Source organism: Mycobacterium heckeshornense, assembly GCF_016592155.1.
Classification (GTDB): domain Bacteria; phylum Actinomycetota; class Actinomycetes; order Mycobacteriales; family Mycobacteriaceae; genus Mycobacterium; species Mycobacterium heckeshornense.
The window spans coordinates 3,755,615-3,770,695 of the sequence record NZ_AP024237.1; the positions used below are offsets into that span (position 1 = coordinate 3,755,615).

Annotated in this window: 12 protein-coding genes and 2 pseudogenes; 4 read left to right on the forward strand and 10 right to left on the reverse strand. The window is 69.0% G+C overall.

Going from position 1 to position 15,081, the window contains the following annotated elements:
* Positions 1 to 10 precede the first annotated feature (10 nt).
* The 6 genes and pseudogenes from nudC to MHEC_RS18130 all read right to left on the reverse strand — a co-directional run bounded on the left by nudC (position 11) and on the right by MHEC_RS18130 (position 9,456).
* Positions 11 to 937: an NAD(+) diphosphatase gene (nudC, locus tag MHEC_RS18105; protein ID WP_048891249.1), complete on the reverse strand. Its 927-nt coding sequence runs from the start codon at positions 935 to 937 to the stop codon at positions 11 to 13.
* Positions 937 to 2,004 carry a potassium channel family protein gene (locus MHEC_RS18110; protein WP_048891248.1) on the reverse strand — a complete coding sequence of 356 codons (1,068 nt, stop codon included), beginning with the start codon at positions 2,002 to 2,004 and terminating at the stop codon, positions 937 to 939. The genes nudC and MHEC_RS18110 overlap by 1 nt, the downstream gene beginning before the upstream one ends.
* 40 nt (positions 2,005 to 2,044) lie before the next feature.
* Positions 2,045 to 5,313, reverse strand: a pseudogene (locus MHEC_RS18115) (ATP-dependent helicase).
* Complete coding sequence (locus MHEC_RS18120) at positions 5,310 to 8,444, reverse strand: ATP-dependent helicase (RefSeq protein ID WP_099869279.1); 3,135 nt, start codon at positions 8,442 to 8,444, stop codon at positions 5,310 to 5,312. Before MHEC_RS18120 ends, MHEC_RS18115 begins: the two are co-directional and overlap by 4 nt.
* Positions 8,445 to 8,502: 58 nt before the next feature.
* Positions 8,503 to 8,865 (reverse strand): J domain-containing protein, encoded by a 363-nt coding sequence (locus MHEC_RS18125; RefSeq protein WP_048891247.1) that lies wholly within the window; start codon positions 8,863 to 8,865, stop codon positions 8,503 to 8,505.
* Positions 8,866 to 9,033: 168 nt separating this feature from the next.
* Positions 9,034 to 9,456, reverse strand: a complete 423-nt coding sequence (locus tag MHEC_RS18130; RefSeq protein WP_048891246.1) for an Hsp20/alpha crystallin family protein — start codon at positions 9,454 to 9,456, stop codon at positions 9,034 to 9,036.
* Positions 9,457 to 9,570: 114 nt separating this feature from the next.
* Here MHEC_RS18130 and MHEC_RS18135 point away from each other — a divergent pair, with 114 nt between their 5' ends.
* Positions 9,571 to 9,981, forward strand: a complete 411-nt coding sequence (locus tag MHEC_RS18135) for a MerR family transcriptional regulator (RefSeq protein WP_071700053.1) — start codon at positions 9,571 to 9,573, stop codon at positions 9,979 to 9,981.
* The gene (locus tag MHEC_RS18140; protein ID WP_048891245.1) at positions 9,938 to 10,147 is read left to right on the forward strand and encodes a hypothetical protein; all 210 of its coding nucleotides are present in this window, start codon (positions 9,938 to 9,940) and stop codon (positions 10,145 to 10,147) included. The genes MHEC_RS18135 and MHEC_RS18140 overlap by 44 nt, the downstream gene beginning before the upstream one ends.
* Before the next feature lie 16 nt (positions 10,148 to 10,163).
* Here MHEC_RS18140 and MHEC_RS18145 read toward each other — a convergent pair whose 3' ends face one another.
* Positions 10,164 to 10,484 carry an ANTAR domain-containing protein gene (locus MHEC_RS18145; RefSeq protein WP_048891244.1) on the reverse strand — a complete coding sequence of 107 codons (321 nt, stop codon included), beginning with the start codon at positions 10,482 to 10,484 and terminating at the stop codon, positions 10,164 to 10,166.
* A 173-nt stretch (positions 10,485 to 10,657) separates the two neighbouring features.
* Between MHEC_RS18145 and MHEC_RS18150 the strand changes: the two genes are divergently transcribed.
* Together MHEC_RS18150 and MHEC_RS18155 are read left to right on the forward strand one after the other, a co-directional pair.
* Positions 10,658 to 11,446, forward strand: coding sequence for an alpha/beta fold hydrolase (locus MHEC_RS18150; RefSeq protein WP_048891243.1), 789 nt, complete (start codon positions 10,658 to 10,660; stop codon positions 11,444 to 11,446).
* On the forward strand, positions 11,443 to 11,739 hold the full coding sequence (locus MHEC_RS18155; RefSeq protein WP_048891242.1) for an MGMT family protein: 297 nt from the start codon (positions 11,443 to 11,445) through the stop codon (positions 11,737 to 11,739). Before MHEC_RS18150 ends, MHEC_RS18155 begins: the two co-directional genes overlap by 4 nt.
* Here the strand turns inward: MHEC_RS18155 and MHEC_RS18160 are convergent.
* The 3 genes and pseudogenes from MHEC_RS18160 to MHEC_RS18170 all read right to left on the reverse strand — a co-directional run bounded on the left by MHEC_RS18160 (position 11,736) and on the right by MHEC_RS18170 (position 14,954).
* A pseudogene (locus MHEC_RS18160) lies at positions 11,736 to 12,592 on the reverse strand (TIGR02569 family protein). The gene MHEC_RS18155 and the pseudogene MHEC_RS18160 overlap by 4 nt on opposite strands.
* A gap of 36 nt (positions 12,593 to 12,628) precedes the next feature.
* Positions 12,629 to 13,807, reverse strand: a complete 1,179-nt coding sequence (gene moeZ, locus MHEC_RS18165; RefSeq protein ID WP_048891240.1) for an adenylyltransferase/sulfurtransferase MoeZ — start codon at positions 13,805 to 13,807, stop codon at positions 12,629 to 12,631.
* 121 nt (positions 13,808 to 13,928) lie between these two features.
* Positions 13,929 to 14,954 (reverse strand): DUF3152 domain-containing protein, encoded by a 1,026-nt coding sequence (locus tag MHEC_RS18170; protein WP_048891304.1) that lies wholly within the window; start codon positions 14,952 to 14,954, stop codon positions 13,929 to 13,931.
* Positions 14,955 to 15,081: the final 127 nt, after the last annotated feature.

Consider the following 15,081-nt stretch of genomic DNA (forward strand, 5'->3'; position numbering starts at 1 on the left):
AGGCGGGAAGTCAGTCCAGCGCGGCCCACGATTCGATAATTTCGCGGGCGATCGAAACCGAGCCGGGCAGAAGGAGTTCGGAGTCCGTGGCACGGGTCCAGTCACCGGCGTCGAGTGCTCTGCGAATCTCGTCGCGGGTGAACCACGCCGCCTCGGCGATTTCGCCGTCGTTGAACGAAAACTCTTGATCGGGGTCGCCTATCGCGTGGAAGCCCACCATCAGCGAGCGTGGAAACGGCCACGGCTGGCTGCCCAGGTAGCGAACGTCGCGCACGGTCAACCCGATCTCCTCATGGACTTCCCGCACCACGCACCGCTCGAATGACTCGCCGACTTCGACGAATCCGGCCAGCAGCGAAAACATCCGCTGCGGCCACACCCGCTGGCGAGCCAGGACCGCGCGGTCACCGCCGTCGTGAACCAAACAGATCACCGCCGGGTCGATGCGCGGGAACTCCTCGTGACCGGTAAGCGGGTTGACCCGCGCCCACCCGGCCCGGGCGGGTCTCGTCGGCGAACCGTCCACCGACGAAAAGCGAGCGCTGTCATGCCAATTCAGCAGCGCGACGGCACACGACACCAGCTGCGCGCTGAGGTCGTCGAAAAGCTGGCCCGCACGCCGCAGGTCCGCCACGCGCACGTCGACGCCGTCGGGGTTGTCGGGGGCTTCCAGCGGAGCGCGGATAGCCCATACGTGTCGGTCGCCCTCGATGCGGCCGAGGAACACCGCTTCCGGCGGCGGCTTGTCGCCCAACGCCGTTGCCGCCGCCAGCACCACCCGGCCATTGGCAAGCAGCACCTGGTTGCGCGAATCCACTCGCAGCACAGCGGCTTTCGGCCATGCTGCGGCGGCAGCGTCAACGTCGGTTCGCAGGTGATCAGCGCGGTCAGCGCCTACCCGGGACAGCAACGGGGTGCTGCGCAGCTGGAAATCCACTAGTGGCCCACGCTGCGGATATACAGCAGGCGGTCGGTTGCCTCGACGGCGTCGACCTCTGGTGCGTCGACGCGCAGCAGCTGGCCGTCACGAACCACGCCGAGCACGATGTCACGCAGATGCCGCGCCGAGCCGCCCACCTCGCTCTGCTCCACCTGGCGTTCCGCGATCGCGAACCCCGCCTGCGGCGTCAACAGATCCTCGATCATCTCCACGACGCGGGGCGTGGTGGTGGCAATCCCGAGCAACCGGCCGGCGGTTTCGGAGGAAACCACCACTGAGTCCGCGCCCGACTGCCGCAGCAGGTGCTGGTTCTCGGCTTCGCGGATCGAGGCGATGATCTTGGCCTTGGGCGCGATCTCGCGGGCGGTCAGGGTGACCAGCGCGGCGGTGTCGTCCCGGTTGGCGGCCACCACGATCGACGCCGCATGCTGTGCGCCCGCCAGGCGTAACACGTCAGATTTGGTGGCGTCGCCGTGCACGGTGACCAAACCCGCCGCCGACGCGTGATCCAACGCGGCTTGGTCGGTGTCGACGACGACGATGTCGGTCGGCGCCGATTCGTCGCTGAGCATGGCCGCGACCGCTGTTTTGCCTTTAGTGCCGTAGCCGATGACGACGGTGTGGTTACGCACTCTGCTCCTCCAACGCTGGATCTTCCACCCCTGCCGGGACCGCTCGGAGAGGACCTCGAGCGTCGTGCCGACCAACACGGCCAAGAACGCGATGCGCAACGGTGTCATGACGACGACGTTGACCAGACGGGTGTATTCGGTATACGGCGTGATGTCGCCGTAACCGGTCGTCGACAACGACACGGTCGCGTAGTACACGCAATCCAGGAAGGTCAGGGGCCCGCCCTTCAGGTCGCGGTAGCCGCCGCGTCCGACGTAAACCACCAGGGCCGCAGCCAGCAACACCACCACGGCGATGGCCACCCGGCGCACGATGATACGAACCGGGCTGACATGGCTTTCCGGGATTCGCAACACGCCGACCAGTGCGTGGCCGGGTCGGGCGGTCAGCGTGTCGTCGAGACCGGCCAACCTAGCCTTCGCCGCGGCCATCCGTCATCACCTGGCGCACGACACAATGTAACCACGACCGCTACGGCCGGGTATCGCCCAGCAGCGCGGCCAGCTCATCGGGCCCCGGGAACTTATCCGGCACGATCGTGACTCCGCTGCGCACGTAATGGAATGCGGCGCGCACCGCGGATTCCGGGCAGCCCTGCAACGCCGCCCACGCCAGCCGGTAGACGGCCAGTTGCACCGCGGCATGGCTGATGGCCCGCGACCCCTCTGGTGGTTCACCGGTCTTCCAGTCCACGACGATCGCGCCGCCGTCCGGGTCGGCGAACACCGCGTCGATCCGGCCGCGCACCACGGTGTCGCCGATAGCCATCTCGAAGGGCACCTCCACCGCCACCGGTGTGCGGGCCGCCCATGCTGACCGGGTGAACGCAGCCTGCAGCGCGGCGAGTTCCTCGGCATCAGCCTGGGCGACACCGGTGTCGGCGCCAGGGAGATCATCGAGGTCGAAGAGCCGCTCGGCACCATAAAACCGCTGAACCCAATCATGAAAAGCGTTGCCGAGCACGGCATGCGGGTCAGGCCGCGCCGGTAGCCGGCAGGTCAGCCGACGCCGGGCCGCGGCTGGGTCGCGGCCCAGCTCGACTACGTCGCTGACCGACAACTGATTGGGCAAAGCCGGCGGGCGTTGCCGCGACTCGCGTGTCCGCTCGGCCAACAGCGCATCGACGTCGGCCACCCAGCCGTCGCGGGCGTCCGCTGGTGGATCACCCGACATCGCCGCGGCCACCAGCGCGGCCCCGCGCTCGACGTCGTCGCGGCGCTCACCGAGCGGATCGGCGGGCCATATTGCTTCGATAGTCTTGTCGCGCAGCGGGTTTGGTTCCCCTGCCGCGGGCGCAGGCGCCCACTGCTCCACCACTCCGCAGGGCTCGCCGCCAGCGGCGGATCGGTCGATCACGTCCTTGAGTTCGCAGAGGAAATCCGACGGCCCCCGCGGTTTGGCTCCGGTGGCCCCCCAGTGATGGCCGGACAGCAGCAAGGTGTCCTCGGCCCGGGTGATCGCCACATACAGCAGTCGGCGCTCCTCGTCGGCGCGGCGTTGGTCGAGCAGGCGGCGGTGAGCGGAGATCTTGTCGGACAGCTGTTTTCGGTTGGCGACCCCGGAGGTGTCCAAGACGGGGACACCGGGTAAGCCAGCCGACGCGCGGTCGCCACGCAGCAGCGGCGGCAGGTCCGCGGCGTCGGTAAGCCAGGTGCGGGTCGACGCGGTGGACGGGAACACCCCGGTCGACAGGTGCGGTACCGCCACCACCTGCCACTCCAACCCCTTTGCCGCGTGCACGGTAAGCACTTGGACCCGGTCGGGCACGACGGCGAGCTGCGGAGGCGGTAACCCGTTTTCGACGACCGCCGCCGTATCCAGGTAGGCCAGCAGACCGGCCACCGACGGCGGGCAGAGGGCCGGCGATGCGGTGGCCCGGTCCGCGTAGCCGGTGACCACATCGGCGAATGCGTCAAGGTGCTCGGCCTCGGCCCACCCGCCGTGCACCGGCTGCGCCGCCCGGGCCTCGCAGTCGACGCCCAGTGTCCGGCGCACCTCCGCGACGAGGTCGGGCAACGGGTGGGCGAGGTGGGCGCGCAGCGCGGTCAATTCGTTGGCCAACGCGACGATGCGCCGATAGCCCGCCGGCGAATACCGGCTGGCCGGCCCGGGATCACTGATCGCGTCCGCCAGGCACGCCGTGTCGCTGTCCGGACCTGACCCCGCGGCGATCTGCTCGGCCGACAACGCTCGACGGCCGTGCCCGTCGCCGGCCAGTTCCCGGGCGCGCCGCCACAGTGCGGCGATATCGCGTGCCCCCAGCCGCCACCGTGGACCGGTGAGCACCCGCATCGCCGCGGTCCCCGCGGTTGGATCAGCGACCAATCGCAGCATCGCCACCAGGTCGGCTACCTCCGGAACCGACAGCAGACCCGCCAGGCCTACTACCTCCACCGGGATGCCGCGGACTCTCAGGGCCTCGGCCATCGGCGCGGCGTCGGCGTTTCGCCGCACGAGTACCGCGGCGGTTGGCGGCGCGATGCCCTCGGCGCGGCACCGCTGGTAGCGGCGGTGCAAATGGTCGGCGATCCACTCGCGTTCGGCCTGGACATCGGAGAGCAACGCCACCCGGACCGTGCCCGAGGGGGGCGCCAGCCCGGGCCCGCAGGGCCCGGACCGCCACCGATCGGCGCCGCGCCTCCGCGGACACGGCGTTGGCCACCTGCAGGATCCGCGGCGGATTGCGCCAGCTGGTGCGCAATTCCAGGATCGGCGCGGGCGTGCCGTCGGATCGGGGGAAGTCGGTGGCGAACCGCGGCAAGTTGGTCGCCGAGGCACCGCGCCAGCCGTAGATCGACTGAATCGGGTCGCCGACGGCCGTCAGCGCCAGTGCGTCGTCGACCCCGCGACCGAACAACGCCGACAACGCGACACGCTGGGCGTGCCCGGTGTCCTGGTATTCGTCGAGCAGCACCACCCGGTAGCGGTCCCGCAGGTGCGCGCCGACCTGGGGGGAAGTCGCAGGCCAGCCGCGCAGCCGAGGCCATCTGCAACCCGAAGTCCATCACCTTGTCGGTGAGCATCCGCCGGTGCAGCGCATCGACCAGGGGCACCAACTCGGCCCGCTCGCTCTGCGTGGCCAGCAGCCGCAGCAACCACTGGCTGGGCCCGCGTTTATGCTGGTACGGGCCGGCCGGCAGGGTGTTGACCAGGTGCGCTAGCTCTTCGTGGATGTCGCGCAGCTGTTCGGTGTCGACAAGGTGTTCGGCGAGCTGGCTCCACAGGCGCAGCACCATTGCGGTCACCGCGGCGGGGCTCTTGTCGGTGCGCAACTCGCCGCGATAGCTGCTGACGACGTCGAAGGCCAGCTGCCACAGCTCGGACTCACCCAGCAGTCGGGTGTCGGGTTCGACCGCCAGCAACAGGCCATGCTCGCGCAGCACTGTGCCGGCGAAGGCGTGGTAGGTGCTGACCGTCGGCCCGGCGGCGGGGCCGGTCTCACCGGTCAGGCCCAGGCCGGCCAGGCGGGCCAGCCGCGACCGGACCCGGCGCAGCAGCTGACCGGCCGCCTTGCGGGTGAACGTCAACCCCAACACCTGATCGGGCGCGGCATAACCGTTGGCCACCAGCCATACCACCCGCGCGGCCATGGTCTCGGTTTTGCCGGCCCCGGCCCCGGCGATGACCACCAGCGGCCCCGGCGCTGCGGCGATGACCGCGGCCTGCTCCGCAGTGGGCTCGAAAAGCCCAAGCGCACCAGCCAATTCGGCTGGGCTGTATCGCGGCAGCGTCGCCGTCACCGCGGGCTCCCGGAGTGGGCGGGACAGCCAGGCCGCATCGGGCAGTGCGGGCAGCCGTCGTTGACCCGGGCGATGAACCGCGGGCCGGCCATTGCCGCGGCGGCCTGGCCGACCAGCTTGCGCCATGCGTCGCGGGCCGCCGGCGTCAGCGCATCCTGCTCGCGTTCGGCCGGCCCACACGGGCCGCTCCTGCCCAGGTAGACCAACCGGGCGCCACCGGGCTCGTCGCCGTGCGGCACCAACCCCTCGGCAACGGCCAGCTGATAGAGGGCCAGCTGAGCGTGCCGTTGCGCTTGGTCCTTGCTGATTGGCGTCTTCCCGGTTTTGACGTCAACGACTACCAGGCGGCCCGCCGCGTCGCGCTCGATCCGGTCGATACGGCCGCGTAACCGGACGCGAGCGCCAGCGTCGCCCGCTGTCTCAACGACGCCGTCAACCTCCGCCTCGACGCCGACCTCGGTCAGCTCGCGGCGGCTCTGCGCTCGCCACTCCAGGAACGCCTCAATCATCGCGCGGTGACGGGCCAACTCGTTGGCCGCATACCACGGCGACTCGAACGGCAGAAGTTGCCACGCCCGCTCCAGCTCGGCCAGCAGTTGCACCCGGCTGCCGCACGGTTCGGCGATCAGCGCGTGCAGCAACGACCCCAGGGTGGCGCTCAGATCGCGCGGGTCGGTTCCGCCGTGCCGTTCGGCTAGCCACCGCAGCGGGCAGTCGGTGAGCGTCTGCAGGCTCGACGGCGTCAGGGCGATCACATGATCGTCGCCGCTCCACAGTGCCTCGGCGGTGCTGACCGGGATGAGGCCCTGCCACTGGGCCGGGTCGGCCCCGGGTACACCGGCTCGGGCTAATCGCGCCAATTGTGTTGCGGCGCTGGCGCGCTCAGCGTCGTCGACTTCGCCCTCGGGTGCACAGACCACGCTGCGCAGCCGGCCCACCACCGCCGGTGCCGACAGCAGCCGCGGTGCTGCCACCGGCGCGGGGTCGCGATCGCCACCACCGGTGGCACACCGGGCCACCTCGAAGAAAAACGGCGAGGGCACCTCGGTGTCGGCGGACGCACCGGCTTCGGCGGCGTCGCCGTCGACAGCGGTCACCACCAGCCGCCGACGGGCGCGCCCCATCGCCGCCACCAGCAGTCGGCGCTCCTCGGCCAGCAGCGGAGCCCGCATCGACGCGTGCTCGTCAACCCCGTCCAACACGTCGAGCAACCGCTGGGTGGCCAGCACTCCCCCACGCGGGATTGTGTTGGGCCACAAGCCATCCTGCAGACCGGCGATGACCACCAAATCCCACTCGTGTCCCAGGGCGGCGTGCGCGCTGAGCAGCGTGACCTGCTCGACCGGGACCACCGGGTCGCGACGGAGGTCGGGCAGCCGCAGAGCCGAGACATGGGCGATAAGTCCGCGCAGCGACGCTCCGGCGGTGCGCGAGACGTAGTCGTCGGTGACCTCGAACAGCGCGGTCACCGCGTCGAGGTTCTGCGCGGCCAGAGCCCCGGCGGCGCCGCCGCGCTCGCTGGCCGAAACCCACCGACGCTGTAGACCCGAGCGCTGCCAGGCCGCCCACAGCGTGTAGCGGGGGTCGCGGCCGGACCGGTGGCAGCGGGCGGCGGCGTCCAGCACGGCGCGCACCCGGCGCAACGGGCGCGCCTGCACGGCCGCCAAGCCAGGCGGTTCGGCGCCGGTCAGCGCGGCGACCAGCAGGTCACCCACGCCACAATCGGGAGTGCCGCGACGCAGCGCCCGCCGCAGTGCGCGCAGCGACACCGGATCCAGCCGCCCGATCGGCCCGGTCAGCAGGTCCAGCGCCTGCGCCGCGTCCAGCCCCGTAGCCGTCGCCGCCAGCACCGTGAGCAGAGCCCGGGCCGCGGGCTGTTCGGCCAGCGAGCCGCCGGCCGGCATGGTTACCGGGACACCGGCCCGGGCCAGTGCGTGCGCCAACATCGCAGGAGCCCGCCGCAGCGACCGGACGAGGACTGCCATCTGCGACCACGGCACGCCGTCGATCAGGTGTGCGCGCCGCAGGGTGTCGGCGATGATCGCCGCTTCCGCGTGCGCTGAGGCCGCCAAATGTACTGTCACCGAACCCGGATCGGCACCCGAACCGGTGATCGCGCCGTCGCCACCGCCTGGCAGCCGACGCGCGATCCCGGTGATGGCAGCGGCGACGGCGGGGGCGCACCGCCGCGACAGGGTCAACCTCACCGATGGCGAGTCGTCGGCCAGCAATGCGGCCGGATCGCCGCCGCGGAAACCGAACACCGCCTGGCTGGGATCGCCCGCGATCAAAGCGAGATCGGCACCTGCGGCCAGCAGTCGAACCAGCCGGGCCGCCTGCGGGTCCAGCTGCTGGGCGTCGTCGACGAGCAGCAGCCGGATCCGGTCGCGCTGCGCGGTCAACAGCTGGGGGTCGGCGGCGAAAGCGTCCAGGGCCGCCCCGACCAGTTCGGCCGCACCGAGCGTGGGAATCCTGGCCTGCGGCGCCGCCGTTCCGACCGCGGCGCGCAGCAGCACCACCTGCTCGTACTGGTGGGCGAATTGGCCGGCGGCGGTCCATTCGGGGTGGCCGTGCAACCGGCCCAGCCGCTGGAGTTGCTGGGGATCGACGCCCCGCTCGGCGCAGCGCGCCAGCAGATCGCGCAGTTCGGCCGCGAACCCGGCGGTACCCAGTGCCGGACGCAGCTGCTGGGGCCACTTGACCGCAGCGGCCGGCCCATCTGCGATGTCACCGGCCAGCAGTTCGCGGATGATCGCGTCTTGTTCGGCAGTGGTGACCAGCCGGGGCGGCGCGTCGCCGGCCCGCTGGGCGGCGAGCCGCAGCACCGCGAACGCGTAGCTGTGCACGGTGCGCACAAGCGGTTCACGCACCACTGCCGGCAACGGGCCATCCGCGCGCGAGCGCAGCAGCGCGGTCGTCAACGCGCTGCGCGCACGCGTCCCGACCCGCCCCGAACCGGTAAGCAGCAGAACCGATTCCGGGTCAACCCCGGCGGCGATATGAGCTGCCGCGGCATCGACCAGCAGGGTGGTCTTGCCGGTTCCCGGCCCACCGAGAATACGGACCCGGCCCTGCAGGCCAGGATCGAGCACGGCCCGTGCCCGCGCATCCCAGCGATCCATGACCCGCATGAGACCACGGGGGTCTGACAAATCCGGCGCTGAGCACCCAGGCCGGCGAATTAACCGGTCATCGATGCCAGCGGACCGGTCCGACGCGCAGCGGCGGGCGTCGGTCGGGGAAGCCGATATTCACGACGGGCACCTCGACGGGCGGGGCGCTTTCGTGTGTCACACGGGTGCTGACTTTGTGGGCGACGTAAGGCTCACCTTTGTGGGCGAGATAGGTGCGGTCGTAGTCGGAACGCCGACGCGGGTCACGCAGCAGTGCGTAGGCAGCAAGAATCTGTCGCAGCCGCTCGTCTGCACCCGAATTCGATTCCGACGGGCGCAAGTCCGGATGATTGGCACGCAGCTCCCGCCGGTAGGCATGCGTGATTTCGTCCTGACTAGCGGTCGGCGACACGCCAAGCACCGCGTATGGATCGGTCATCTTCGGCCACCGTGTCTTTGCACCGCCCCGACGGAGGTTGTGGCAGGGTGGGCACGCCCTCGGGTGCTATTTTATGCGCACCCACCCTGGCGTCTGGTGCGTCCCCGCAAGTGCCGAGACCGTACGGCGCTCGCTGCCTGGCCGCTGATGGAGTGTGCGGCGAGGAGGTCAGGCCTTGATCGCGGTGCGCTCGGCGTCGCGGCTGATCTCGATGCGACGCGGCTTTGCCTGCTCGGCCACCGGGATGGTGAGACGCAATACCCCGTCGTGATAGTTGGCCTCGATCTTGTCGGTGTCGAGGTTCTCGCCGAGGAAGAGCTGGCGGCTGAATACCCCTCGTGGCCGCTCAGCCGACACCATCTCGCGGTTCTGGTCGAGGTCGGGCCGCTCGGCGCGGACAGTGAGCACGTTGCGTTCGACATCTAGGTCAAGCGAATCCGCCTTCACACCAGGCAGATCGAACTCGACGATGAACGTGTCGCCCTCGCGCCAGGCGTCCATCGGCATGACCGCGGGCCGGGCCGCCGTCCCAAGTATCTGCTGGGTCCAGCGGTCGAGGTCCCGGAACGGGTCTGTGCGCATTAACACCATATTTCACCTCCCAGCTACAGCAGATGATCTATGTCTGCTGACATAGCTTTTTGATACCATGCATGATATGATTATTCAAGTAGTAATAGGTTCGATGTCCCGTTGGAGGAGCGGTTGACCGACGACTCGCTGCCACGATCAGCGCGTGGGGTGTACGGCATTTCGGTGACGTCCGAACTGTCCGGCATTGCGCCGCAGACGTTGCGCCTCTACGAGCGCCGGGGACTGCTGAGGCCGTCGCGCACCCACGGGGGAGTGCGCCGCTACAGCGACGACGACCTGCGACGTCTGAAGCGGATTTCGGAACTTGTCTCCCAGGGCGTAAACCTGGCCGGCATCGCACGCATACTCGACCTGGAAAATAGGAACACCCAGCTGGAGTCTGACCACACCCAGCTGCAGTCGGAGTACGCGAAACTAAAAGCCGGCCGAAAGCGGGCATCCCGCATCGCCGCGGGAAAGAACGGGAGGAGTTCCGATCATGGCGGACGTCGAGAAAATCCTGCCGGCCGACGAGGCACCTGAGGCCGATGCAATCGACCAGCATCACCCGGTCGATGGTGGTGACGAGGTCGAGCTGGACACCGACTACGTGTCAGGCATCAGCGATCGGGACGCCAACGAGGCCGACGTGATCGACCAAGCCACGGTCGTCCCCCTGCCCGACGACGACCTGGAGGACCGGGTGTAAGAACCCGCAATGCGAGCTAGGCGTCCTCGCCGGCAAAGGTGTTCAGATCTGCTGCCGCCCCTACCCGTTGGTCGGCGCTGAACAAATAGCCCCATGTGCTCAACGCGACGGCCGCGGCTGCGTCATCGACGTCCACGCCCACCTGGTCCTCGGCGAGGGCGACCAATGCGTCGGCCAGACCGACCGGGTCGACGTTGTTTTGCTTAGCCGTCTGCATGATTTCCACGAATGCCCGGTCGAGCCGACACCGACGTAACGCGACGAGCACGCCTTCAGCGGTGTCGAGAATCCGGGCGCCGGCCCGGCGAGCGTCGGAGGGCCGGCGGTAGTCGTTCATCGATTATCGCCTCCTTCGCTTCGGGATCCGTGGTGGCGGCCGGGCGTTGGCGCGCCAGCTGTCGGCAGATATAACCTGTGTCTCCTGCCACATATTTCAGGCTTCGCCGCGGTGCGCGTGTGAACCACCCAGGCCGGTTCACGCCGCCGGCGCCCGGCTGGCACCATCGACGGGTGAGCGACGACCTCTACGTGCACCGGTACGGCCCGGCGGGACCAGTCCAAGTGCTGGCCATCCACGGCCTCACCGGACACGGGCAGCGCTGGCGGCGGCTGGCCACACAGTATCTGTCCGAAATCACTGTTGCTGCACCCGATTTGATCGGACACGGTAGATCGTCGTGGGCTGCGCCGTGGACCATTGAGGCCAATGTGAAGGCGCTGTCGGCCGTGCTCGACGAGCACGCCGATGGCCCGGTGGTGGTGGTGGGGCATTCATTCGGGGCTGCGGTGGCGCTACATCTGGCCGCCGCACGCCGGGACCAGGTGCGTGCGCTGGTGTTGCTCGACCCCGCGATCGGGCTGGACGGCCAGTGGATGCGCGAGATCGCCGACGCGATGCTGGCCTCACCCGACTACCCCGACGCCACGGCGGCACGCGCAGAAAAGGCGACCGGCTCGTGGGTCGATGTCGACCCCGAACTGCTCGACGCCGAGCTCGACGAGCATCTGGTGGCGCTGCCGGGCGGCAGGTATGCCTGGCGGATCAGTCTTCCGGCGATGATGGCCTACTGGAGCGAGCTGGCCCGCGACATTGTGTTGCCGCCCAAAGGAACTGCGACGACCCTGGTGCGCGCGATGTGGACCTCACCCGCGTACGTCGGCGAAGAACTCATCACGGCGCTGCGAGAACGGCTCGGGCCAGATTTCCGCCTGCTCGACTTGGACTGTGAGCACATGGTGCCGTTGGCCAAGCCCGCGGAGGTGGCTGCGGCGATCCGCGAAAGGCTCGACCGACCGTGACAGCAGTGACCGGCGAGCAGGTCGAACGGGTGCGGGCGCTGGTCGCGGCGATCCCGGCCGGGCGGGTCGCCACCTACGGCGATATCGCCGTCGCCGCAGGGCTTTCCAGCCCCCGCATCGTCGGTTGGATCATGCGTACCGACTCCGCCGATCTGCCCTGGCACCGGGTGATCACCGCCTCGGGTCGCCCGGCGCGGCATCTGGCCACCCGCCAGCTGGAGCTGTTGCGCGCCGAAGGGGTGCTCGCGGTCGACGGCAAAGTACCGTTGCGCGAAGTCCGGCACCGCTTCTAGAGCACCAGCCGTACCAGCGCCGCGGTACGAGCCAGACCCGGGAAAGCCGCCGCGGTCGACCGCGGATGCAGCGCATGCACTGCCAGTCGAAACATCAAGGCGCGCAACAACATTTGTGGCCACTCCGGCAGTGCGTTCCACCGTTCGATGAGCCCGTCGTCGGCCTCCCCCCCAAGACAGCGCGTCGACCACGACCACGCCGGCCGCCCATGATGCGGGCCGCCAGTATGGCGTGATGTCGGTGATTCCAGGGGCAGCCGTGCCGGCGAAAAGCACGGTCCCATACAGGTCCCCGTGCACCAGCTGGTTGGGGCTCTTGGTCGGTCGGCGCAACCGTGCGAGCTGGTTGATCAGGTCGATCGAGCGCTGCGCGTCCGCTGTCGCGGGGGCTACCCGCGCCGCGGGGGGCACCGACTGCAGTGGGCGCTCCTCCCAGGCGGCGCGGTCTGCGGCGATGAAGACATCGACGTCGTCCCACGGCACCGTCGGGCCCCTGGGTCAGAAAGCGCGGTCGCTCCAGTTTGCTGGTCGCCTCGTGCAGGCGCACCGCCGCCGAGACCACCTCGTCGTGGCGGGGCTCGGGTCTGCCGGCGACGAATGTGTCGGCGCGCCAGCCCGACACGACGTATCGGCCATCGGTCGACCGGACCGGGCGGGCCAGTCGGACCCCGTCGACGAACAGCGTCTCGCGCACCCGGGCCGACCACGCGGCGCGCGCATGATCGGCCACCGTGGACAACACCACCTCACCGCAGCGCCAGCCGCCCTCCCAGCTGTCACCCAGCGGTGCCGGTCGCACACCGCTTAGCCCGAACGCCGCCAACACATGCTCGGGCGGCCGCTCGACACTCACACGGTCAGGGTAACCACGCCGGCGACGGGTATTGGTTTAGTACATCACCATGTCGGGCTGCATCTGCTTGGCCCACGCCACGATTCCGCCCTGCAGGTGTACGGCATCGGAGAAGCCGGCCTTCTTCACCGCCGCCAGCGCCTCAGCCGAGCGCACACCAGTCTTGCAGTACAGCACCGGCATCCGGTCCTGCGGCAGCTTGGCCAGACCTTCGCCGGAGTTGATCGACGACTGCGGGATCAGCTGCGCGCCCTCGATGTGATTGATATCCCACTCCACCGGCTCGCGCACATCGATCAGCGCGACCTTCTTGCCCGAGTCCAGGAGCTCGCGCAACTCCTGCGGGGTGATAGCCGAGTCGGCGACCGCATCGGCGGCTTCCTGCGAGACGACCCCGCAGAATTCGTCGTAGTCGACCAGTTCGGCAATCTTCGGCGTGGACGGATCCTTGCGGATGTTGATCGTGCGGTAACTCATCTCCAGCGCGTCGTACACCATCAGCCGGCCGAGCAGCGGTTCGCCGATGCCGGTGATGAGTTTGATCGCCTCGGTGCCCATCACCGAGGCGATGGAGGCGCACAGGATGCCCAGCACACCGCCTTCGGCGCAGGACGGCACCATGCCCGGCGGCGGCGGCTCCGGGTACAGGTCGCGGTAGTTCAAGCCGCGCCCGTCCGGCGCGTCCTCCCAGAACACCGACACCTGGCCTTCGAAACGGTAGATCGATCCCCAGACGTACGGCTTTCTGGCCAGCACCGCGGCGTCGTTGACCAGATACCTGGTCGCGAAATTGTCGGTGCCATCGAGGATCAAGTCATATTGCTCGAACAGCTCGACGGCATTGCCGGGCTCCAGTTTAGTCTCGTGCAGCCGCACCTGCACCAGCGGGTTCACCTCGGCGATCGAGTCGCGGGCGGACTGGGTCTTGGGCCGGCCGACGTCGGACACGCCGTGGATGATCTGGCGCTGCAGGTTCGACTCGTCGACCAGGTCATAGTCGACGATGCCCAGCGTTCCCACTCCGGCCGCGGCCAGATACAGCAACGCCGGAGCGCCCAGACCGCCGGCCCCGATCACCAGTACTCTGGCGTTCTTCAGCCGCTTCTGCCCCTCGACGCCCAAATCCGGGATGATGAGGTGGCGGCTGTAGCGCGCCACCTCCTCCCGAGTCAGCTCGGCTGCTGGCTCGACCAGCGGCGGCAACGATGTCGACACCGGATATCTCCTCGGTCTAACTTTCACGTCCGTCAGCCACCACCATCACAGCAGTTGTCCCCGTCGACGGCAAACAGATCAACCGCGCGGGGCCCGCGTTGCTTCCCGCGATCGCGCGTGGCTAGGCGATCGGATAGGGCCAGGGGTTGAACCGGCAGGTCTTGCCGTCCGGTTTGACCCATTCAGGGTCGAACTTGGCTTCGTCGTTGTTGGCCGTGGAAAACGTCTGCTGCATCATCACCGGTGCTAAAGCACCCTGCTTGTCGCACGGCTCATGACGCTGGTAACCAATGGCATGGCCGACCTCGTGGTTGATCACATACTGCCGGTAGGAACCGACATCGCCCTCGAACGGAACCGCTCCGCGCACCCAGCGAGCCTCGTTGATAAGGACTCGAGGCTGCGCATCGCGCCCGAACACAGGGTTGTAGCAGGAGGTTTCCAGGGGAATCTCGTAGCCGCAACCCTCCCGTACCGTCACCGGGGAACTCAACGAAATCCGGAAATCGGGTTTGCCGCTGTCAATCCGGACGAACGCGAATTGCGGGTTGTGCGTCCAGCTCTTGGGATTGGCCAGCGTCTCGTCGACCATTCGCACGAACGCGTCGTCCCCGCCGAACGTCGTGGTATCCACACCGTTTTCAACCTCGACGGTGTATCGGAACACCTTGGCGGTGCCTTGCCCGAACTGAGGCACGGCACCCGGAAGGACGTGCCAGGTCTTATCGCCGGCCTCGGTGAACGGTCCGCCGGCGGGTAACAGCCCGGTCGGCAGGTTGGTGGCGAACTCGGTCAACCCACGAGGGGGCGCGTCGATGATCGACGTGCCGACCGCCCCGATCGTGGGGGGCCCCTGCGCCGGATCCTGCGACGCAGGTGCCGGCGCCCCGGTCCCGGTGGCGGTCTGATACACCACTACCGCGGTAAGGGCGCTCAGCACCGGCAGGGCATAGGCACGCCACCCATAGGTGGACACGAACCGACCGAGCCGGGTCTGCTTGCGCCAGCGGCGCTCCCTGTCGCGGTTGGAACGCTGTCGACCAGAGCCCCACGCAAGCGGGTCACGCTGTGCGCGCAGCGGTTCCCGCCATTCGTCGCGGAGGACGGGCACCCGACTTCCGCTCTGCTGCGCCGGGTCATAGGTCACTGCCCCAGGATGGCACAGCCGCCGCGAGCTGGGACTCTTGGCGCGCCCGAAGCGGTCACAACGCGTCAATTCGCCGACACTGTCGCCCTCCACGGCCGTCGGGAATTCCGGGGACGACGCCCCGGGG

Coding starts and splice junctions, on each gene's coding strand:
- MHEC_RS18110 (WP_048891248.1), bottom strand. CDS start 2,004: ATGGCCGCGGCGAAGGCTAGGTTGGCCGGTCTCGACGACACGCTGACC.
- MHEC_RS18120 (WP_099869279.1), bottom strand. CDS start 8,444: ATGCGGGTCATGGATCGCTGGGATGCGCGGGCACGGGCCGTGCTCGAT.
- MHEC_RS18125 (WP_048891247.1), bottom strand. CDS start 8,865: ATGACCGATCCATACGCGGTGCTTGGCGTGTCGCCGACCGCTAGTCAG.
- MHEC_RS18130 (WP_048891246.1), bottom strand. CDS start 9,456: ATGGTGTTAATGCGCACAGACCCGTTCCGGGACCTCGACCGCTGGACC.
- MHEC_RS18140 (WP_048891245.1), top strand. CDS start 9,938: ATGGCGGACGTCGAGAAAATCCTGCCGGCCGACGAGGCACCTGAGGCC.
- MHEC_RS18145 (WP_048891244.1), bottom strand. CDS start 10,484: ATGAACGACTACCGCCGGCCCTCCGACGCTCGCCGGGCCGGCGCCCGG.